The sequence below is a fragment of the Mesorhizobium amorphae CCNWGS0123 genome, from assembly GCF_001686985.1.
GTDB classification, from domain to species: Bacteria; Pseudomonadota; Alphaproteobacteria; order Rhizobiales; family Rhizobiaceae; genus Mesorhizobium; species Mesorhizobium amorphae.
In genome coordinates this window covers 203,076-223,466 of record NZ_CP015318.1, presented here as the reverse complement: position 1 = coordinate 223,466, position 20,391 = coordinate 203,076, and the positions used below count along the sequence as shown (strand labels likewise).

The 20,391-nt window shown below is 61.6% G+C and carries 15 protein-coding genes; 3 read left to right on the top strand and 12 right to left on the bottom strand.

Annotated features, from left to right (window positions below):
* Window positions 1-3: 3 nt before the first annotated feature.
* From A6B35_RS00990 to A6B35_RS00970, 5 genes are all read right to left on the bottom strand, one after another.
* Window positions 4-684, bottom strand: coding sequence for a redoxin domain-containing protein (locus A6B35_RS00990; protein ID WP_006200291.1), 681 nt, complete (start codon window positions 682-684; stop codon window positions 4-6).
* Between the two features lie 19 nt (window positions 685-703).
* Window positions 704-4,003, bottom strand: coding sequence for an ATP-binding protein (locus A6B35_RS00985; RefSeq protein ID WP_040582062.1), 3,300 nt, complete (start codon window positions 4,001-4,003; stop codon window positions 704-706).
* Window positions 4,004-4,260: 257 nt separating this feature from the next.
* Window positions 4,261-5,586, bottom strand: coding sequence for a hypothetical protein (locus A6B35_RS00980; protein WP_244425872.1), 1,326 nt, complete (start codon window positions 5,584-5,586; stop codon window positions 4,261-4,263).
* Between the two features lie 59 nt (window positions 5,587-5,645).
* A complete protein-coding gene (locus tag A6B35_RS00975; protein WP_040582060.1) occupies window positions 5,646-6,170 on the bottom strand; it encodes a GNAT family N-acetyltransferase in 525 nt (174 codons plus the stop codon).
* Window positions 6,171-6,243: 73 nt separating this feature from the next.
* A complete protein-coding gene (locus A6B35_RS00970) occupies window positions 6,244-7,065 on the bottom strand; it encodes a hypothetical protein (protein WP_006200286.1) in 822 nt (273 codons plus the stop codon).
* A gap of 215 nt (window positions 7,066-7,280) precedes the next feature.
* Between A6B35_RS00970 and A6B35_RS00965 the strand changes: the two genes are divergently transcribed.
* Entirely contained in the window at window positions 7,281-8,696 is a 1,416-nt protein-coding gene (locus A6B35_RS00965) for an adenylate/guanylate cyclase domain-containing protein (protein ID WP_006200285.1), read from the top strand.
* 75 nt (window positions 8,697-8,771) lie between these two features.
* Here A6B35_RS00965 and A6B35_RS00960 read toward each other — a convergent pair whose 3' ends face one another.
* From A6B35_RS00960 to A6B35_RS00930, 7 genes are all read right to left on the bottom strand, one after another.
* Entirely contained in the window at window positions 8,772-9,251 is a 480-nt protein-coding gene (locus A6B35_RS00960) for a class I SAM-dependent methyltransferase (protein ID WP_006200284.1), read from the bottom strand.
* Window positions 9,252-9,398: 147 nt separating this feature from the next.
* Window positions 9,399-10,580 carry an ABC transporter permease gene (locus A6B35_RS00955; RefSeq protein ID WP_006200283.1) on the bottom strand — a complete coding sequence of 394 codons (1,182 nt, stop codon included), beginning with the start codon at window positions 10,578-10,580 and terminating at the stop codon, window positions 9,399-9,401.
* Window positions 10,577-11,575 (bottom strand): ABC transporter permease, encoded by a 999-nt coding sequence (locus A6B35_RS00950; RefSeq protein ID WP_006200282.1) that lies wholly within the window; start codon window positions 11,573-11,575, stop codon window positions 10,577-10,579. The genes A6B35_RS00955 and A6B35_RS00950 overlap by 4 nt, the downstream gene beginning before the upstream one ends.
* Window positions 11,576-11,577: 2 nt before the next feature.
* Window positions 11,578-13,476, bottom strand: coding sequence for an ABC transporter substrate-binding protein (locus A6B35_RS00945; RefSeq protein WP_040582058.1), 1,899 nt, complete (start codon window positions 13,474-13,476; stop codon window positions 11,578-11,580).
* Complete coding sequence (locus tag A6B35_RS00940) at window positions 13,473-15,368, bottom strand: ABC transporter ATP-binding protein (RefSeq protein ID WP_006200280.1); 1,896 nt, start codon at window positions 15,366-15,368, stop codon at window positions 13,473-13,475. The genes A6B35_RS00945 and A6B35_RS00940 overlap by 4 nt, the downstream gene beginning before the upstream one ends.
* A gap of 163 nt (window positions 15,369-15,531) precedes the next feature.
* Complete coding sequence (locus A6B35_RS00935) at window positions 15,532-16,872, bottom strand: adenylate/guanylate cyclase domain-containing protein (RefSeq protein ID WP_040582056.1); 1,341 nt, start codon at window positions 16,870-16,872, stop codon at window positions 15,532-15,534.
* Window positions 16,873-17,271: 399 nt separating this feature from the next.
* Window positions 17,272-18,453 carry a DUF3095 domain-containing protein gene (locus A6B35_RS00930; protein WP_006200278.1) on the bottom strand — a complete coding sequence of 394 codons (1,182 nt, stop codon included), beginning with the start codon at window positions 18,451-18,453 and terminating at the stop codon, window positions 17,272-17,274.
* Window positions 18,454-18,527: 74 nt separating this feature from the next.
* Between A6B35_RS00930 and A6B35_RS00925 the strand changes: the two genes are divergently transcribed.
* Window positions 18,528-19,616, top strand: a complete 1,089-nt coding sequence (locus A6B35_RS00925) for a glycosyltransferase family 4 protein (protein WP_006200277.1) — start codon at window positions 18,528-18,530, stop codon at window positions 19,614-19,616.
* Window positions 19,613-20,374, top strand: a complete 762-nt coding sequence (locus A6B35_RS00920; protein WP_006200276.1) for a polysaccharide deacetylase family protein — start codon at window positions 19,613-19,615, stop codon at window positions 20,372-20,374. Before A6B35_RS00925 ends, A6B35_RS00920 begins: the two co-directional genes overlap by 4 nt.
* Window positions 20,375-20,391 lie beyond the last annotated feature (17 nt).

Sequence of the window (20,391 nt, the reverse complement as noted above, 5' to 3'; positions counted from 1 at the left end):
TTTCTATTGGGCGACTTGGGACACGGCCGACATCAGCTCCTGCGGGCTCGGCCCTCCGAACATGTATCGCCCACCCTCCGGAACCTCCGTGAAGCTCCAGCGGACGATCCCCTGCCGGTCGAGTAGGAACTGACCGACCAATTGTCCGTGTCCCGTTGCCATCATCTGCTCGTCGGCCTCGGTCACTTCGTAATGGTCCCTCTTGTCGAGGAATTCGCTGGCCGCAAAAGGATCCATTGGACCGGGCAACTCGCCTGGTACGTCGACCCGCATATCCTTTGCCACTGCCATCGAGACCTTGTACGGCCAGTTCGTCTCGTTTTCGGTGAATTCGAGATTGGGCAGTCCAAAAGCACGATGTGAAGCGCGTTCAGGGTCGGAGGCCGCAAGCAGATTCGGCATCGGGTGGTAGCGGAAATAGAGACGCGCCCGCTCGATCGGCGTGTTGACCACCGTCAGGCTTCCCACGCCCTTTTCGCGCAGCTCCGGATCAAGCCGCGCCTGGGCGGCGATATGGCGCCGGCAAAACGCACAATGCAGACCTCGAAACAGGCCGACAAGCACGGGTTTTTGTCCGCGAAAGTCGTCAAGCGCGATCTTGCCTTCCTGGGTGATGGCGTCGAGCACCACGTTCGGCGCACGGTCGCCCGGTTGAAGCGGTACCAAGTCAATACGCGCGGACATTTCCAACCTCCAGCCCCGGCTAGTCGAGAAAAGGCAGCACCACAAGCGCTTCCGGGTCGAGCCCGTGCTGGGCGCATATACCCTGCGCCATGGAAAAGTAGCGTTCGGCCTCGGCCAGATTGTCGAGGTCGAGATTAAGCGTTGCAAGACCATCATAGCACGGAAACAGCAGTTGGGGCTCGCCCGTTTCGCGGGCCACGTCCAGTGCTTCGTGGAACAAGCCAACCGCCAGTTCCGGGCGGCCGTTGCACTGGTGGATCTGCCCAAGCACGATCAACGGCACCGGCAGGTGCTCGCGCTGGTCGAGCGCCCGGTCGATCTCGATGGCCTTCTCGGCAGCAGGCACGCCCTCCGTTGGACAGCGATCCGTGAAGGTACAACAAGCGACCGCCAGATTGGCGAGGAGGCGCGCCTGGAATCCCAAGTCACCAATATGGCGCGCCACTTCAAGACCGCGCCGACAGACCTCCATCGCCTTTGCCGGATCGATGGTCGTGTAAAGCACGCCAAGATTGGTGTAGCCGCGGCAGGCCGCGCCCAGGTGACCGGCGGCTTCGGCCAATTCAATGCTACGCTCAACCTGACGCACGGCTTCACGGTCTCGCCCAAGCCGAGCCAGCGCCACAGCCTTGGTATTGAGCGCCTCGGCGGTCACAAGAGTGGCATCACGTCCCACCTCGGAGACATGCTCCGTTGTCAGAGTGCCTACGCAATCCAGCGCCGCGTCTGCCCATTTTGCCGCGAGAGCGTGATCTCCGCTACGGAAAGCCTGTCGGCCACGTTCTTGCCAGAGATGCGCCTGTTCGACCGGGGCATCCGCTCCATCGAGGAGCGCTGCCGCTTCAGCATAGCGGGATTCTGCGTCGTCCCGCTTGCCGACGTCCCAAAGCAGCCGGCCGATCTTACGCAAAACGCGCGCCGAAGCGACACGATCGGCTGACTCGCGGTATGCCTGCAATACCGCCTCGTAGTGGCTGTGCGCGATCTCACGACGGCCTACCGGGCCGCTTAAATCGGCAATGCGCTCTTGAATTGCCAGTTTGAGCGGTGTTTGCCCGATCGCGCCCAACGCAGTCAGTGCTCGCTCGTAGAAACGAAGGGCGTCGTCATTGGCATATATCATGCGAGCGCGATCGCCAGCCGCCTGCAGGTAATGCGCGCCTCTCTCCCGCGAGGCGCTCTGTGCGAAATGATGACCGAGCACGGTCAAATCCTCGAGCCGTTCCGGCTTGTCGCCGCACAGTTGCTCCAAGGCAGCACCGACCCGCCCGTGGATGTCGGTCCGGCGTTGCAGGAGCAGGTTCTGGTAGATCACGTCCTGCAGCAAAGTTTGCGTAAAGCGGTAACTTTGCGACGAGACCGAGCCTGATCCGGCAACTTCCTCGATGATTTCCGCGTCGCAAAGCAGTTCGCAGCCGGCTTCCAGGCGGCCGGGGTCGGACGTCACGGTTTTCAGAAGTGTGGCATCGAAGCGCGGGCCGATTACCGCGGCTTCCTGGGCCAACCGGCGCACCTCTTGCGGCAGCCGGTCGACGCGAGCAAGCAGCATTGCCTGGATAGTGGCGGGAATGCCGGTTGCCGCTTCGCCTGCCACAGTCCGCCATCGCGGGCCCTCGCGCATCAGTACACCGCGATCGATAAGGCCGCGAACGATCTCCTCTACAAAAAGGGGGTTGCCGCCCGCGCGCTCGAGGATCTGGTCGAGAAGCCCTCCTGCGGAATTTACCCAGCTCTCGCCGAAAAGCGCCGCCAGCAGGCTGCGTCCGTCATCATTGTTGAGCGGCGAAAGCCTGAGCGCCGTGTGACTGACCCGACTTGAGTCGAGCTGGCCGTTGTCCGGCGCCGGACGATGCGTGACCAGCACCATCAACCTCGTGCGTTCCAACCTGTCCATCACGAAACGTAGTGCCTCGAGCGACACGGCGTCGGCCCAGTGCAGGTCTTCGACGACAATCAACAGCGGCGACAACGCAAGCCGCCGTTCGATGATAGTGCGGACTGCGTAGAGAATTTGCCGCCGCAGCTGCTCGGGCTCGACATGCTGCAAGGTGGCATCGGGGTCGCCAAGACCAAGCACATGGTAGAGCAAAGGCATCAGTCGCTTCGCCTCCTCACCCTGCAGGCCGAGATCGGTAAGCAAGCCTGCGAGCTTCCCCCGCATTTCGTCCCCATTGTCGTTTTGCATCATTCCGGCAGCGCTGCGCACCACTGCGCCCAAGGCGCCAAATGACTGTTCGCCCAGCGGTGAGCACGTGGCCTGCCGCACGGCGACGTTGCGAAAACGATCCTCGTCGCCGACGCGGGCGACGAACTCCTTCACCAGCCGCGATTTCCCGATACCGGCTTCTCCGACGAGGCGGACAAGTTGGGCCGAGCCGCCGCACGCCTGGTCAAGGCTCGCCAGCATTCTGTGGAGCTCCGCACCACGACCTATCATCGGCGCGCTGAGGCCGAGCGCCTCGAGCCCGCGCGCTGCACGCGGCGCCGCAAGCGGTGCATCCAGCCGATGGACGAGCACACTGCCAGCCTTGCCGCGAAGCACGACATCACCCAGCGGCTCGAAAGCGAAGGCATGCCGGGTCAGCCGGTGAGTGAGCTCGCCTACCAGCACCTCACCCGGCGCGGCCAGCGATTGCAGGCGTTGCGCCGTATTCACTGTGTCGCCGGTCACCGAATAGGATTTGGCGGTGCCGATGCCCAAACCGCCAGTAACGACCGGACCAGTGTTTATGCCGATGTGGAGCAACAGAGGCGTGCCGGAGTGGGGGGCGCTTTCGCCGAGCCGCGCCGTCCGGGCGATCATGTCGAGAGCGGCGCGAAGCGCGCGTTCCGGATCGTCTTCATGCGCGACCGGCGCACCGAACAAAGCGAGCAATGCATCGCCGATGAATTTGTCGACGAAACCACCAAAGTTTCGCACGGCCGCCGTCAATTCCTTGAACAGTTCGTTCTGCAGCGCTTGCATGACCTCGGGGTCGAGCTGCTCGCTGAGTGTCGTGAAGCCGCAAAGGTCGGCGAACAGGACCGTTACCGTCCGGCGATCGGCGTCAGAGACGGGATGCAGCCCATCTTCGCTTTCGATGTTCGCAAGCAACGACGGAGTTCGAGAAGGCGGCACAATGGTCCGGCTTGGTGTCGGAGCAGGCCGTTCGACGGCTTTTGCGGGCGCACCGACGCTTGCCCCACATTTCGGACAGAACTCGAAATCAGGTGCGCAGGAATAGCCGCAGCTGGCGCATGCGACGGGCTGGCGCCTGCCACACCTCGGACAGAAAGCGAAACCGCCCTCAACCTCGAAACCGCAGCCCGAGCAGTCCATCGAACAAGACCTCACTAGGGGGCCGTGACGGCGTGATCTCGCTTCGCACTTCACGGCCGGGTATTCACACAAGGATGAACCCATAGCCGTCGAGCAGCAAGCGGCAGCGCAAATGGACATCGTGCGACCAGTGTGGGTCTGGTCGCAGAGCACGGCCGAAACGGCGGCCGCGTGGCTGTCGTTTGCGTCGAAAGTCCTGCTCGAGGATATCAGCGAGCCATCCGCTTGCGGTTGCGCACTAAGGCCTGAAGTGAGGCTCAGGTCGCCTTGAGCTCTGCCCGACCGATCTTGCGCCATCGGCTGTTTTCGCGAACCAGTTTCAGGTCGTCGGTCGTCTCGGCAAATGTCCGCAAACGGTATTGCCGGAGCAGGTCCGGGAAGAGCGCCCCGTCCGGCAGGCCGGCAAGCTGCTCGCGGACCGAGATCTTTTCATCGATGACCCGGGTGCCCCAGGCATTTTCCCGAACCTGCAGCTCCGCAGCCAGATCGCGCTCTTCCGGCGCGTTTTCATCCAGCACAGCCAGCAGAATCGAGTGGAAAAGCGCTACATAACCAATCTGTCTCAGGCCGCCCACAACCCGCACACGCGGCAGTATGGCAAGGACGAGGAACATCAGGAACAAGTTCGGCAGCAGGACGCCGTCCAGCAGCGCCTGCCTGAGATGCGGCCCCTCGAACGGGATGGAAAGACCATGCGGCCTGTCAGGCTCGATCAGCTGCCCGTTCTCGAGGACGAGCTTGCGCACGCGCTCCTCGCGGATGCCCCAGAAATGGGCCGTGGCATTGGGCAGGAATCTGCCAAATGGGCTCGATGCGGCCTCTTGCAAGGCGCGTTCGAGACGCTCGCGCTTTGCTGGCTCAAGGAGCAGCCTGGAAAGAAGGCTGCCGTCATGTTCCAGATGCCGCGCCACGACAGAAGCGGCGAGCCGATCATCGATGAAAACCGGCTGGGCCATGCCGGAGCGATCCCAATCGGCGACCAGAGCCTCGTTGAGGGCTGTCAGCGCATCGGCGGCGGTTCCAAAAACCTTGTCCTGGCTGGCAAGCAGTATGCCCAGCCAGCGGCTGGCATCCGTTTCGTCGCCCACCGCTTCGAGCGCGCGCTTGTTCAGGGTGACGGGACCGGCCGCGCAGGCGCTTTTTCGGCACAGTTTGTGGCGTCCCATGCCAAACAGGTTGACCTTGTCGTCGCCGACATCGAGCCATCCCGGCCCCTCCCGGCCAATCGTCTCCATGGTCATCGTCGTTCCCATGAAGCAGATGAAGGCCGACAGCCCGTTTTCGACCGCGCCGAGCCAGGCAAGCAGGAGGGCATCGAAGGTGATCCGGTCCATCAGAAGCAGGCAATGCAGGCCGGACTGAATCACCGGCCTGTGCTCGAATTCTTCGAGGGCCTTGTCGATCTCTTCAGGCTGCATGATCACACCAAGGCGCTGATGCAGGACTTCGCGCAGGATCGAGCGGGCAGCGATCGCCGGGCCCGATGCAGGCCTTGCCACCGGCCGCCACAGATGGCGGGCGTAATCGGAAACCGGTGCGTTCCAGTGCTGCTCGATGTCACGCACGACTTCCGGGCAGAGCATCGACAGCGCGGTCAGAATTTCCACCGGAGGCCTAGTAGTTGGGTCAAAGACGGCGGTCATCAGAACCGCAGCCGGGCCATGCTCAGGAGGTCGTGGTACTGCCCGTCGGTAAAACCTGCCTTCACATGCCGGCCTTCGACCTCGAAGCCGTGGCTTGTGTAGAGACGGACGGCCGGTTCGTTGTCGGCATAGACGGTCAATTCGACCCGCTTCAGGGCCCGCCAATTGTCGGCCACGTCAAGCAGCGCGCCAAGTATGGCAGAGCCAATGCCCTTGCCGACAAAGGCATCGTCAAGCCCAATGTTGATCTCGCCAGCATGCGAGCGGCGCGGCGAACCCTGCACGACCAGGCTGCCATGGCCGACGACCTTGCCGTCCAGCTCCGCAACGATCCAGGTGGTTTCCTGGCCGGATTTGGCGATGCGCCGCTCCACCTGCTCCACCATCTCGAAGGGCATCCTGAGCGTGCCCCAGCGGAAGCCCGGCATATTGAAGATTGCGCAAAGCGCCTCCGCATCGCTCGGCCGGACGGCCCGGAGCTGCGGCTGGATTTTCTCGGAGGATGGCGAGGTCGTGCTGGTCATGGCGTTCCCGACAAAGGCAATCGGCCGGCACGATGCACCGGACGTCACCTGAAAATCCAGCCGTCTCTGCAACCTATGCCGATTGCGAGCTAAAATACCCGGAGGCGGCGTAGAGTTTGAAGACGCCGCTGACGCCGATCCAACCGAAAAGGACGAGCCAGCACAATGTCCCGGTCGCCGTCCAGTCGATCCGGTGCACCGCGGCGTCCGTGATGACGAGGCCAAGGATGGCAAGCAGGCCAACCAGAAACTGCGCCAGGCCGAGCACGAGCAGTTCCTCGCGCGGCGCGCTTCTCCAGGCGAGATATGTGCCGCCGGCACCAGCGAGGAAGATGGCGCTGTAGACCTGAGCGTGGAAGGCATCGATCGGCCATGGCCAGAAGCCGCCGAATGTCAGGGGAAAAAGAAAGAGGCCGACGCCGTAGAGCCCGAGAATCGCGGATTCCACCCGCATGTAGGCGCGCCATGCGGGGTTTAAGGTCACGCCTTTTGCTGAAGGACGGGCCCTGGCTCGCCACAGGAACAGCCCGGATACTGCGACCGAAGCAAGATAGACCAGAAACCAGAGCCAGGGCGCTTTGCGCTCGAAGTTGAAATAGCCGAGATTGACGAACGAGGCCACCGACACGATGACGGTGAAGATGAAGGCCATGACGAGCACGAGCCTGCCGGGCGACCAACGATTCCAGACCAGCAGCGCCGCCATCACGACCATTTCGGCGGTGTAGAAGCCGCCGAGGAAGCGGGCATTGAACGGCGTGACGGCCCAGGGCCAGCGCGGCCTGACCAGCACAGGCGCGAAAAACAGGCCGGCGCCGACGATCAGGACGATGATGACCCCCGCCGAGAAAAGGCGCAGGGCCGCGGGAAATGGCGGGTTGTTGGATGTCGACATGGGAGAAAGCCCCAAAGATGAATGCCCCAAAGATGAATGCCCCATGGACCATCATAGTGTCGCTTGCGGCCGGTGAAAATCCGCCGAATGGCAATTGAACTGTCACCAGGCTTGTTCATCGAATGGCCGTACGGTCCGTTTCGAAGTAAGATGAAGCACTCGGACCAGACCGGTCCGGTCAACACGCCTCGGGGGCATTTTCCGGAGCCTGCACGATGAACGAAGCTCAGGATCTGTTCTCGCTTCTGCGGCAATCGACCGGTGTCGATCCACAGGCAATCGACGCGATCAAGAGAACCATCGCGGAGGGCGAGGACCGCGAACTTTGCCGCATTAATGCGCCAGCTTTCGCCAGCAAGCATGGCCTCGACGAGGAACGCGCCATAGGCGCCTTTCTCCATGCGGCGCGGGTGGGCATCTTCGACATTTCCTGGAATGTTCTGTGCCCTGGCTGTGGCGGCGTGCTCGACACCAACGCCACGCTGAAAACCCTGCAGAAGGACGAATACACCTGCGCGCTGTGCTCCGAGGGCTATCCGCCGACCCTCGACGAGATGGTCGAGGTGACATTCACCGTCAGTCCCCGCGTGCGCAGGATTGCCGCCCACAATCCGCACGAACTGCCGTTGGTGGAATATTTCCGCCAGATCTACTGGGCGTCCGGCGTCGATCTGCCGGAAGAGGATTTCGCGAAAAAGATGGAAGCGTTCTCGCTGGAGGATATCGAGCTTGCGCCCGGTGAAAAGGCGGTTCTGCAGATACAGCTTCCGTCCGAATTCATCATCGTCTTCGAGCCGGTCACGCATTCAGCGCAGTTCATCGACGGCAAGGGCGAACCAACAAAGGAGCGCCGAAGCCTCTCTCTGGTCTTCGACCGCGACCACGTCCAGAACCAGACGCTGGAGATGCAACCCGGCCCGTTGCGCATTTCGCTGGAAAACAGGACCGACACCCGCGTGCTGCCGACGATCTTCATCGCCGGCCAGGCATTGCATGATTTCTTGGGCAAACGCCGGCCGTTCCTGACCGCCAAGCGCCTGCTCACCAACCAGACGTTCCGCGATCTCTATCGCGCGGATACGCTCGACATCAACCAGCGCCTGAAGATCACCAGCCTGACCTTCCTGTTCACCGACCTGCGCGGATCGACCGCGCTATACGAGCGGGTGGGCGATCTTTCAGCCTTCGATCTCGTGCGTGAGCATTTCCAGGTTCTGCACGAGATCGTCGCGGCGGAGGCAGGCGCGGTGGTGAAGACGATCGGTGATGCGGTGATGGCGACCTTCGCCACGCCTGATCGTGCGATTGCTGCGGCCCTCAGGATGCGCGATGCCATGCGTGCGCTCAATGACAAGAGCGGGCGCGAGGATCTGCTGCTCAAGATCGGAGTCCATGCCGGCCCCTGCATCGCCGTGTCCATGAACGAGCGACAGGACTATTTCGGCCAGACGGTCAACATTGCTTCGCGGGTCCAGAACCTTGCCAACGCACAGGCGATCTTCGCCACGCGTGCGGTGGTCGACGACAATCTCACCGCCGATCTGTTGCGCAGGAACGCGCTGACGCCCGTGCCCCACGAAGTCTCGCTGCGCGGCATTGAGCGGGAGATAGCAGTCTATACGATCCCCTGACGATTGGGGCCCTGACGATTTGGCCCCTGAAGATTGGGGTGGTCTCGGCCGCTCACACGCGCCTGAAGATGCCGCTCACACGCGCCTGGAAATAAAATAACGATCGGCGGGCACCGAAGGCGGCGGCGCGAGGCGTTGCAACTGCGGGTGATCAAGCGGCGTGCCGCTGACCGCGATGCCGCCGACGCGAAGCAGGCGCGCGATCAGATCGGGAAGCCAGGCAGAGGTCACTGCATCGCGATCTTCATAGCCGGTGCCGATGTCGGCATGAACAAGAGCGGCGTCGATGCCAATGAACCTCTCCGCCGTCTCGCGTATTTCGCCGAGCACGAGGTTTTCAGCTTCGGGAATTGAGCTGGCGTGTGCGGCAAGTGCGCGGTCGAACGCCACGATCCGGCGTCCGGGCAGGCGCTCGCGCAGATGGTGAAACGTCCGGCCATTGCCGAGGCCGAGCTCGATCACGGGCCCCTCCATCTTCGCCACCTCGGCGCAGACATGATCGAGAATGTCGCGCTGTGCGGTCATCCTGCGGATGAAACTGTCGAGGCGGCTCATATGCGATTGTATGTCCTGAACCAGAAACCCCGATCGAGGCTTGCCGCATATAGAGGCGAACGATGAACATCGCAATGACGGAACAGGCCGCCGACAAGGGTCATGCCGGGTGAAGTCGACGACACGGCGCGCGGCAAAATAGCGATCTCACTTGTAGGGATCTGCGGCGTCCCGCAAGCCGTCGCCGAGGAAGTTGAACGCCATGATGACGAGAATGACGGGAAGCATCGGCAAAAGCAGCCATGGATAGAACGCGATCACGCTGACGCTGCGCGCCTCGGTGAGCAGGATGCCCCAGCTGGTTATTGGCGCCCTCAGGCCGAGCCCGAGGAAGCTCAGCGCCGTCTCGCCCAGGATCATGCCGGGTATGGAGATCGTCGCCGTCGCGATCAGATGCGACATGAAGCCGGGAATGAGGTGCCGCCCGATGATGCGGCTGCTCCTGGCGCCCATCAATTGCGCGGCCAGAACGTAGTCCTCCTCGCGCAAGGCCAGAAGCTTTGAGCGCACGGCCCGCGCCAGTCCGGTCCAGTCGAGTAGCCCGAGTATGACGGTGATGCCGAAATAGATCAGGATCGGACTCCAAGTTATCGGCATGATCGCCGCCAGAGCCAGCCATAGCGGAATGCTGGGAATCGATTGCAGAACTTCGATTATCCGTTGAACGATGAGGTCGAAGATACCGCCGTGGTAACCTGCCAGTCCGCCGATCACGATGCCGAGCAGGAAGCTGAAACTGATGCCGACGAGGCCGATCGTCAGTGAAATGCGTGCGCCATAGATGATGCGCGAGAGCACATCGCGCCCCAGCCTGTCGGTGCCGGCCAGGAAGAGCTGGCCGTTTTCGGCAGGGCAGACAAAATGCCTGTCACCTTCGATCAGGCCCCAGAACCGGTAACTGTCGCCCTTGCAGAAGAAACGGAGCCGCTGAACGTCATTCTGGTTCTCGATGTAGTTTCGCTTGAGCGTGTCCATGTCCAACTTCATCTGGCGGCCATAGACGAACGGCCCGACGAACTGGCCGTCGTGGAACAGGTGCACCCGCTGCGGCGGCGAATAGATGTAGTCCATGTTGCGCGTGTGCAGATTGTAGGGCGCTAGGAACTCGCAGATCAGTATCCCGAAATAAAGCACCGCCAGGAACATGCCCGATACAAGGGCAAGCCGGTGCTTGCGGAATTTCCACCACATCAGCCGCAACTGCGACGCCTGGAAGACCTTCGACTGCTCCGGCGTCATCGCCTCGACCGACTGCAGGTCGAAGGGCGCGCTGGAAATGTAGTGTTGCAGTGGAGCACCCGGAGTGGGCAGCGGCGAATCCGTCTTCATTTGGTGCTGCCGCCCTGCAAACGAATTCGTGGATCAAGCAGCGCTAGCGCCAGGTCGGAAATCAGGACGCCGATGACCGTCAGGAAGGCGAGGAACATCAGGAACGACCCTGCCAGATACATGTCCTGGCTTTGCAGCGCCTTGATCAGCATCGGCCCGGTCGTTTCCAAAGACAGCACGATCGCCGTGATTTCGGCGCCTGAGATGATGGCCGGCAGGATAGAGCCGATGTCGGAAATGAAGAAATTGAGCGCCATGCGCAGCGGATATTTGACCAGGGCCCTGAAGGGATGAAGGCCTTTGGCGCGCGCGGTCACGACATATTGCTTGTGAAGTTCATCGAGCAGATTGGCGCGCAGCCGCCGGATCATGCTTGCCGTGCCGCCGGTGCCGATGATCAAGACCGGGATCCAGAGATGGGCGAGGATCGACTTCGCCTTGGCCCAGCTCATCGGCTCGGCGAGATATTGCGGGTCCATGAGATGGCCGATGGACGTGCCGAACCAGATGTTGGCGAAATACATCAGGATCAGCGCCAGCATGAAGTTCGGAATGGCAAGGCCGAGAAGGCCGAGGAAAGTCAGGCCGTAGTCGCCCCAGCTGTATTGGCGCGTTGCGGAGTATATGCCGATCGGAAAGGCGATGAGCCAGGTGAAGATGATTGTCACGAACGAAACCAGCACGGTCAGCCACATCCGGTCCCCGACGACGTCGCGAACCGGCAGCTCATATTCGAAGGAATAGCCGAAATCGCCACGCAGCATCCCGCCGACCCAGTAGAAGTAGCGAATGATCGGCGGCTTGTCGAAACCATACTCCTTGCGCATCATCTCGATGCGATCGGAATCCACCCCTTCGCCCTGAGCCCGAAGCTCGGCGACATAGCTGTCGAAATAGTCGCCTGGGGGAAGTTCGATGATGGTGAACACCAGCGCCGATATGACCAGCAGCGTTGGAACCATCACAGTGATGCGCCAGACAATATATCGAAGCACGCTCAGGAGTCTCCAAGCCAGAATGTATCCGGCATGTAGACACCGAAATAAGCAGTCGGGTCGAAGCCGTAGAGCGCCTTGTCAGGCAGATTGCGCAGCCGCGAGGACGCCAGAACCGGCTGATGCGTTCCGTTCACCGTGCCGATCGAAAACACCTGATCGGTGTAGATCGACAGCATCGAATTCCAGATTTCGGCACGCTCAGTCGCTTCGGTCGATGCGTTCCAGCGCTTGAGCAAGGCCATCAGCTCGACCACTTCGGGAAGATCGGGCGCCTCACCCATCTTGCCATGCGACAAGTAGTGAGCACCCCAGAGCGGCCATTGCAGTTGGTCGTCGATGGTGGGGGCCAGCTGGCTCGGGTTCATGTCGGCGGTCGGCACGCCATTGTCGATGCCCGACCACATCGACATCATGATCTGGCCGCCAAGCGCCCGGCTGCGGAAGATGTCGCGCTGCGAAGTCCGGATGAACAGGGCGATGCCGATCTTGCGCCAGTGATCGGTGATGAGTTCGAGCGCGTCGGTTTCCAGTGTGCTTTCGCCGGCCGTTTCCACGATGATCTGCGCCGGGCGTCCATCGGCAAGTATCCGCAGGCCGTCATCGTCACGCGCCTGGAGCCCGGCCTCGTCGAGCAGGGCATTGGCCTGGTCGGGATCATGGGCGACCCAGGCTTTCGCGAATTCCGGCCGGTAGAGCGGGCTCTCCGGCAGGACCGTATCGGCACTTTCCTGCGCCAATCCGTAGAACACAGCCATATTGATCTCGCGCCTGTCCACAGCGAGCGAAAGTGCGCGGCGCACGCGCACGTCACGCAAAAGGCCACGCCACACCTGGTCGGCACAATTCAGATTGGGCAGCAGCGCCAGCCGCGAACCCTGGGTGCGTTTCCACAGATGCATCTTCACCGGGTAGCGCTTCTCCGCATCCTTCAGGAAGGCGTAGTCGGCGAAGTCAATTCCCATGCCTTGCAGGTCACTCTCGCCGGCACCGGTCTTGGCGGAAATGATCGCCGACGAGCTGACATTCATGACAATCCGGTCAACATAGGGCAGTTGCCGGCCATTCTCGTCTATTCGATGAAAGAACGGGTTGCGCTCGAAGACGAACTGCTCGGCCGGCGGCTTGGTCCGGTTCTGCCAGGGATCGAGCGTCGGCAGATCCGGGTTTTCCGGGCGATATTGCCGTGACATGCGGATATGCAGGAGCGTCCATTTCTTGGCCCGGTTCTCCTTCATCAGGCCGGCGAGCCGGAATGCATCCTGGTATTTCTTGTGGAACTGCTTGAGATAGGCGGCCGGCAGAACAAGCGATAGCGGCGAAGCAGCAGCGAGCTTGGGCAGGAAGTCAGGATTGGGCGCATCCCAACTATAGCGGACCGTCAACGGATCGACGATCTCGAAGCGTGGCGGCTTGCCGTCCGCCAGCAGGGCCGTGGCGAGCCCGCCTTGCGAAAGCTCATCGTTCAGCCAGACATCTTCCCAGCAATAGCGAAAATCCTCCGGCGTCAGCAGGCTGCCGTCAGACCATTTGTGCCCTTCCCGTATCTTGAAAGTGAAGACGCGATCATCCGCTACGGCGTAACTCTCGAGAATGTCGGGCTGCAAGTTGAGCTTTTCGTCATAGCCAACCAGGCGAGAATAGCCGTAGATCGTCATCATCCGGATATCTTTCTGGCTACCGATGATCGTTCGCAGCGTGCCGCCATACTGGCCGGGCTGCCGGCCCATCGCAGCGAGATTCAACGCGCGCGGGCTCTTGGGCAGGCGCTCAGTGAGTGCCGGTAGCGCCTTGGCCTTCAGCTGCGGCTGAAGAAATTCCGGCTCCAGATCGGCGGCGCGCAACGTGCCCGGCAGCAATGCCGAACCCATGAGGCCAAGGATGGTGCGCCGGCTAATCAACGGCGTAGCTCGCTGACATCGGCCGAACGCCGGGCCAGCACGAGGTGGCCGCCGCCAAGATCGAGCGGCGACAGCATATCCTCATCGCTCTCGTCGCGGAATTGCGGTCCCCATGCACTGGTGTCGGAAGCGCCGCCGAGCTTCAGCGTCTTGAAATCCATCGGCCTGTCGAGATCGGGGAAAGGTACCGAGGCGACGAGTGAGCGCGTGTAGGGGTGGATCGGTTTCCTGAGCAGAATTTCGCGCGGCGCAAGCTCGACGATACGCCCGCCGCACATCACCGCGATGCGGTCTGCCATGTAGTCCACCACCGCCAGATTGTGGGATATGAACAGATAGGTCAGGCCCAGTTCCTTCTGCAGGTCCTTCAGAAGGTTCAGGATCTGCGCCTGGACAGAAACATCGAGCGCCGAAACCGGCTCGTCGCAGATCAGGAGTTCAGGCCCCAGCGCCAACGCACGCGCGATGCCGATACGCTGACGCTGCCCGCCGGAGAAACTGTGCGGATAACGCTTGATGAAGCGCGGATCGAGCCCGATTGCCTGCATCAGGCTCTTGACCGTGGCGAGTCGGGACGCGGCATTGCCACGTTGATGGATTTCCAGCGGCTCGCTCAAGATGTTCTCTACCGTCATGCGAGGTGAAAGCGACGAAACCGGATCCTGGAAGACCATCTGGATTTTCGCGCGCAGCATGCGCAGGGCGTCTCCCTCGGCTTCCAAGACGTCGATCGGTGCATCGCGGCCGTTGAAGGTCACAGAGCCGCCGCTGGGGGTGACAGCCCGCATGAGGATCTTGCTGACGGTGGTTTTGCCGCAGCCGCTTTCGCCGACCAGACCCAGGCACTCACCCCGCCTGATATCGAAGCTCACGCCGTCCACGGCGCGAACGGAGGTTTGATGACCCCCGCCGAACCATCCGGACTTGCGAGTGGTGAAGGTCTTTTTCAGATCTCTGACCGACAACAGGATGTCGTCGGGCCCCTTCGATGCCGGCGCCGTCTGCTTGCCGAGCAGGTTCCCGGCATTCACCGGCACCTCGCGGAGTGCCTTTAGCCTTTCACCGGGCTTCAGGTCGAAATGCGGAACGGCTGCCATCAGGCCCTTCAGGTAAGGGTGACCTGGCCGGCGGAATATCGCCTCGACAGGTCCCATTTCCATGATCTCGCCATGGTACATGACCACCACCTCGTCGGCGACATTGGCGACCACGCCGAGGTCGTGCGTGATCAGCAGCATCGCCATGTTCAGCTTGGTCTGAAGTCCGCGCAGCAATTGCAGGATTTGCGCCTGGATGGTGACGTCCAACGCCGTCGTCGGCTCGTCGGCGATCAGCAAGGCCGGCCGACAGATAAGCGCCATGGCGATCATGGCGCGTTGACGCAATCCTCCCGAAAGTTCAAAGGGATACATGTCATAGGCGCGCTTGGGATTGGGAAAGCCGACAAGGCTGAGCATTTCCTCGGTCCGCGTCTTGCGCTCCGCCCGGGCCATGGGCGTATGAATCTGCAGGGATTCGCTGACCTGGTTGCCGATCGTGTGCAGCGGCGACAGCGATGTCATCGGCTCCTGAAAGATCTTACCGATGCGGCTGCCTCTCAACGCCCGGATTTCGGGTCCGTCACGCGGCATCTGCAGGATATCCTGCGTCGTGCCGGGCCTTTCAGGATCGGAAAACAGGATACGGCCGCGAACATGGGCTGTCTTCGGCAAAATGCCCATCACTGCCTGGCTGAGAACCGATTTTCCGGAACCGGACTCGCCCACAAGCGCGGTAACCTTGCCGGGCAGGACGCGAAGATTTGCCCGCCTGACGGCATGCAACGGTCCCCCGACAATGGCAAAAGAGATGCCAACATCCTCGATCCGCAGCAGATCAACGCCCGAATTCATTCTCACACCAGCCCACTCTTGCCGCCTGCCGGGCGGCAGGCCCAGAAAGTGAGACTAGCGAATTGCCAGCCTAGAGCAACTTGGATTCGAAACGGTCGCCAGTTCGCTGGCGGAACCGGCGACCGGACTGCATACCAAAGGCATTCGGATCAGATCGTGGTGGTTACTGGAGCTTCCTCCGGTCGCCCGCCAACAGCCGCGCGGCATCGCGATGAAGCAGCATGACCTGCTCGGCGTCCGATATGCGGTCGTAAATCGGCTCCAGCGCAGCGTCTTCTTCGAGTGCGAGAGCACCCGACAGATCGGGTGAAAGCACCGTCAGCTTCTGCTTGATTCCCGCCAGTTCCTCCTTGCCAAGCGTCAGCCAGCTGTTGGCGCCGCAATAGCCGGCGAAGTCCTTGCTGGCGAGAACGCTGTGCGGATATTTCTTGGTCAGGGTCTGGAGGCGCTGGACCTCGTTTACAGCCGAGCCGAAGACAGAGAATGTGAGCCGGTCGGTAAGCCCGACATTGCCGAACATCACATTGCCGACATGCAAGCCGATGCCAAAGTTTATGTCGCCCAACCCCTGCTCCTTTCTGCGCAGATTGAGGTCAATCATGCGCGCGGTGGCCTTGTGGGCTGCTGCAAGAGCAGCCTGGCAGGCGATCTCGGACTGCGAGCGGTGCCTTTCGCAGGGGTAGACGGCAATGAAGCCATCTCCTATGAAACTCATGATCTGCCCGCCTCTGCGATTGAAGGGTGCAGCAACGGCGTCGAAAAACTGGTTCAGCGTATCGATATAGATTTCGCGGCCGGAGGTTTCGGCAAGCCTTGTCGACCCGCGCATATCGCCCATGACCAGCGCGGCCCGGATTGTGTCGCCCTCGCCGCGCTTGATCTGACCGTCCAGCACGCGCCTGCCGGCGTCGCCGCCGAGATAAGTGGTCATCATGTTGTCCGCGAGCTTGGTGAGCACCGCCATCTTGGTTGCGATAGCGAGATGGTTCTGGATGCGCAGCAGCGCCGAAATCATGCTGTCGCTGAAGCCTGAAGCACTGTCGGTCGACCAGGACCCCATCATGCCCTGACTGGTATCGCCGTTGAAAGGATGGACGAAAGCCATGTAATCGGTGACGCCCATAAGCCTGAGGTCATCGAAAACAGGAAACTCTGACCGCACCGACGGGTCGAGCCGGCGCCGCAGATGGTCGAGCTTGTTGCTGAGCAGATGGTAGTATGGGCTGGTCAGGAATCTGTCAGAATGAACGCCGTTCTCACTGCGGAAGCCTTCCACTTCCAGGCCCTGGCCGCGAAGCCAGGTGAAGCCAAGCGCGTCATAAAGCGGATGAAGCATCGAAAAGCTCAAATGCACCCGCTTCAGCGGCAGGCCGGCAGCAGCCAGCCGCTCACAAAAGCCCTTTACCAATGTTTCCAGGTCGTTGCCCGCCAGCGCCGATTGGGTCAGCCAATCGGCAACCTTATCCATGAGAATGGTGGAAATTTCTGCTTGCGCTGTGCTCATGCTATCTCGAAACCCGTCGAAGACGAGCCATCTCCTTTGATTTTGCCACGCCCTCGAAGTCAATGAAGCTGGCTTCGCTGGCAAAAGCCGTCGAAGAATGTCCAGAATGACTGTCCTTGCAGGAAGGAAGCAGGCGTAAACTGCATCTATCACCTGCAACATTATGTGGCGAGGCAGCCGGCGGAGTGCAACCACGATCCTGACATCGGGCGAAAAATTGGCCGGCTTAGACGCCGTCAGGCCTTCACTACCGTCTCTCGGGCTAGTCCGAGGCGGCCAAAAACATTGCGTGTGTCGACGATCAGAAGAGCGTGATCAGCGATCGCCTGACAGTCGATCGCGTCGTGGTCGGTTGCAACGACGACAGCATCGAAATCCTCAATCGATTTCTGTAAGCCGTCATCGGACCGGCGCCTTCGCCTTCAGGCTTGCGGCAGCCATCGCATAGCCGCCGTCGGCGCCATCGATGAAATGAACGTGATCGGGCTGCAGCGGCGAGATGACGAGGCATGTCATCAAGGCCGATTTCTGGCGGTGCAGGCCATAGTTGCAGATGCCCGCTTCTTCCGCCTGTTTCAGCCGGCTCTCGATCCGTTGCAACACATCCGCTTCAACGTCGATGGTCATCTTCAAGCCGTCGTCGAACTTCCGGAAATCCGAATTGCTGGCCACCTCGCGTTTATAGACCTTCGGATCGAAACGGCCGATCGTCCAGCCAAATCTATCGGTGACGGCCGTAAGCGTCATCAGGAACATCACCCAGAGCTTCGCCAGCCACCGCCGCCCTGGCGGCGCCGTGGCCCGCGCCTCGACATCGAGGCCGGCGGGCAGAAGACTGTAGGCCGGCCCGTCTACCGGCACCGGGTGGCCATCGCGTTCCTGCCTGCCGGCAAGGGCGATGATGTCGGAAGCCAGAAACTGAAAACCGCGCAAGTCTCGCGAAGCCCCCGGTATGGCTATGATCGAGACAATTTCGCCGTGCCGGGCTTCGATCGGGTTCCAGCGGCAGGAGAGGCCGGTCAGATCCGGCCGCGCGCCGGCCGGCGCAGGATCGATGCGGTAGCGCCCCGCTTTCATCTCGGCTTCCGCCCAACTGCCGCCACCGCCGGCGAACATGGCATAGAAGGCCGCTTCGGAGGCCTGGAACCTCGCCACGCGAACGTCGAGGCCTTGCGCTCTTATATCCTTTATCGGCACGATTGCCGCTCGCAAGGTCAGGTCCAGTTCGTCCGCCACCCATCTCTGGACAGCCGCCAGCGCGTTACGGGCGATCTCCAGCGCCGAGCCGGGAAACGCCACGAGTGCGCCGTCGCCGCCGAAGACATAGGGAAGATCTTGCCGACCCAGCGCATTGAGCAGCGCCGAAATGACGCTGGCGCCGGCCATATTGACGGTTTTATAGCGCCCGGCCCCGATCGCCTTGGTCGAGCCGACGATGTCGGCGGTGGCCAGCGCCCAGCCATCGGGGAGAGGCCGATAATTATCGATATCGGCAACGCTTTCGAACTTTGCGAAGACCGGCAAAGAAGCGACAAACGGGTCGGACGCGACAGCTGTTTCCATGAGCATCAGATAGCACATCCCAGCACTTGAAGGTGAAGTCGATCACGCGTCGAAATTGACTTGCGCAGGCTTTGCGATGATAGGATCGCGCGATGCGAATTGCCTTCTACGCGCCGCTGAAGTCGCCCAATCATCCCGTTGTCTCCGGCGACCGCCAGATGGCACGGATGCTGGTCAAGGCGCTGGAGCATGGCGGGCATAGCGTCGAACTGGCATCCGAGTTGCGCATCTATCTACGCCGGCCGGAGCCGGAAAGTTTCGATGCGCTCAAGATCGAGGTCCGAGGGGAGGCCGCGCGGCTAACCAAGCTTTGGGATCGTGACGGCAAGCCCGATCTCTGGTTCTCCTATCATCCCTACTACAAGGCGCCCGACCTGATCGGACCCGAGCTGGCGTCGGCCTTTGCTGTCCCCTATGTGACAGCGGAAGCCTCCTATTCCAGGCGGCGCAACACCGGCTTGTGGGCCGATAGCCAGGCGTTGGTGGCGCGAGCCATCAAACAGGCGGCGCTGAACATCTGCTTCACACAAAGGGATCGTCAGGGGCTGACGAATGCCATTCCCGACGCCGCTCTCGGTATGCTTTCGCCCTTCATCGACACATCGGTATTCCAGGAATTGCCGGTACGGGGTTGTCCGACGCGTCTCGTTACCGTCGCCATGATGCGCTCGGGCGACAAAGTCGAAAGCTATCGCATGCTGGCGCAAGCGCTCGGTCGGATTGGCCACCTGCCCTGGACCATGTCGGTCGTCGGTGACGGGCCTGCCCGTGATGAGGTCAGAGCGCAATTCGCCGGCTTGCCCGCCGACCGTATCGAATGGCTTGGTGCGATTGAGCCAGCCGCCGTGCCCGATGTCCTCTACCGTGGGGGAATTTACCTCTGGCCGGGTTACGGCGAGGCCTATGGCGTTGCCTATCTTGAAGCACAGGCCGCCGGCCTTCCGGTGGTGGCTCAGGACATTGCCGGCGTGCCGGAGGTCGTGCGGGATGGCCAGACCGGGTTTCTCACCCCGCCGGGCGATGTGGCGGCCTTCGCTTCCGCCATTGCAAGGCTTCTGGCCCATAACGACGAAAGAATCATCATGGCCGCGGAAGCCAGACGTTTCGTCCTCGAGGAGCGGTCCCTCGACGGTGCAGCAGCGCGTCTGGCCGAACTTATTTCGAAGATATCGGCTTCATGACATCCGATCAGATCTGGCAGCCCCTGGTGGAAGAGCTGGTGCGCCGGCAAAGGGCGGGCCGCAAGGCAGAGTTCTGGCTGCGCGACGACGACGCCGTGGATCCGACGCCTGCGCTTGATCGGCTGCTCGACCTCACCGGTCAATTCGCGGTTCCGGTCACTCTGGCCGTCATTCCGGCCCAGACCGACGAGAAGCTTGTGGTCCGGCTTGAAGAGGCGCCGCATGCCACGATCGCCATCCATGGCTGGGCGCACCGAAATCATGCGCCCGAGGACCAGAAAAAGCAGGAGCTCGGCGCGCATCGGCCACGCGAGGCGGTGCTCGATGAACTGGCTCGCGGGCTGTCGCACGTAACCGGCCTGCACGGCGCACGTGCCGTTCCGATGCTGGTGCCACCCTGGAACAGGATCGACGCCGGCTTGGTATCCGACCTTGGATCGATAGGATTTTCGGCATTGTCGGTCTTTGGGCCGCCGAAGCCGGCTTCACTGGCGGTCATCAACAGCAATGTCGACATCATGGATTGGCACGGCACGCGCGGCTGCCGCGATCATGGCCTATTGGTTCAGGCTATCATCGCGCAATTGCAACATGCATTCGACGGCGGCGAACCGGTCGGCCTGCTCACCCACCATCTCGTACATGATGAATTGGCCTGGCTTTTCCTCGAACGGCTGTTCACAGTCACCGCACGGACTGAAGCCTGCGCATGGCTTTCGATCAGGACATTGATCGGGCGCAGCGCCGCGGGAGCATGATCCCGCAAAAAGTGGAA

Bases quoted from the DNA above. Each gene is read 5' to 3' on its own strand.
- A6B35_RS00990 (WP_006200291.1), bottom strand. From the start codon at position 684: ATGTCCGCGCGTATTGACTTGGTACCGCTTCAACCGGGCGACCGTGCG.
- A6B35_RS00985 (WP_040582062.1), bottom strand. From the start codon at position 4,003: ATGGACTGCTCGGGCTGCGGTTTCGAGGTTGAGGGCGGTTTCGCTTTC.
- A6B35_RS00980 (WP_244425872.1), bottom strand. From the start codon at position 5,586: ATGCTCTGCCCGGAAGTCGTGCGTGACATCGAGCAGCACTGGAACGCA.
- A6B35_RS00975 (WP_040582060.1), bottom strand. From the start codon at position 6,170: ATGACCAGCACGACCTCGCCATCCTCCGAGAAAATCCAGCCGCAGCTC.
- A6B35_RS00970 (WP_006200286.1), bottom strand. From the start codon at position 7,065: ATGTCGACATCCAACAACCCGCCATTTCCCGCGGCCCTGCGCCTTTTC.
- A6B35_RS00965 (WP_006200285.1), top strand. From the start codon at position 7,281: ATGAACGAAGCTCAGGATCTGTTCTCGCTTCTGCGGCAATCGACCGGT.
- A6B35_RS00960 (WP_006200284.1), bottom strand. From the start codon at position 9,251: ATGAGCCGCCTCGACAGTTTCATCCGCAGGATGACCGCACAGCGCGAC.
- A6B35_RS00955 (WP_006200283.1), bottom strand. From the start codon at position 10,580: ATGAAGACGGATTCGCCGCTGCCCACTCCGGGTGCTCCACTGCAACAC.
- A6B35_RS00940 (WP_006200280.1), bottom strand. From the start codon at position 15,368: ATGAATTCGGGCGTTGATCTGCTGCGGATCGAGGATGTTGGCATCTCT.
- A6B35_RS00935 (WP_040582056.1), bottom strand. From the start codon at position 16,872: ATGAGCACAGCGCAAGCAGAAATTTCCACCATTCTCATGGATAAGGTT.
- A6B35_RS00930 (WP_006200278.1), bottom strand. From the start codon at position 18,453: ATGTGCTATCTGATGCTCATGGAAACAGCTGTCGCGTCCGACCCGTTT.
- A6B35_RS00925 (WP_006200277.1), top strand. From the start codon at position 18,528: ATGCGAATTGCCTTCTACGCGCCGCTGAAGTCGCCCAATCATCCCGTT.
- A6B35_RS00920 (WP_006200276.1), top strand. From the start codon at position 19,613: ATGACATCCGATCAGATCTGGCAGCCCCTGGTGGAAGAGCTGGTGCGC.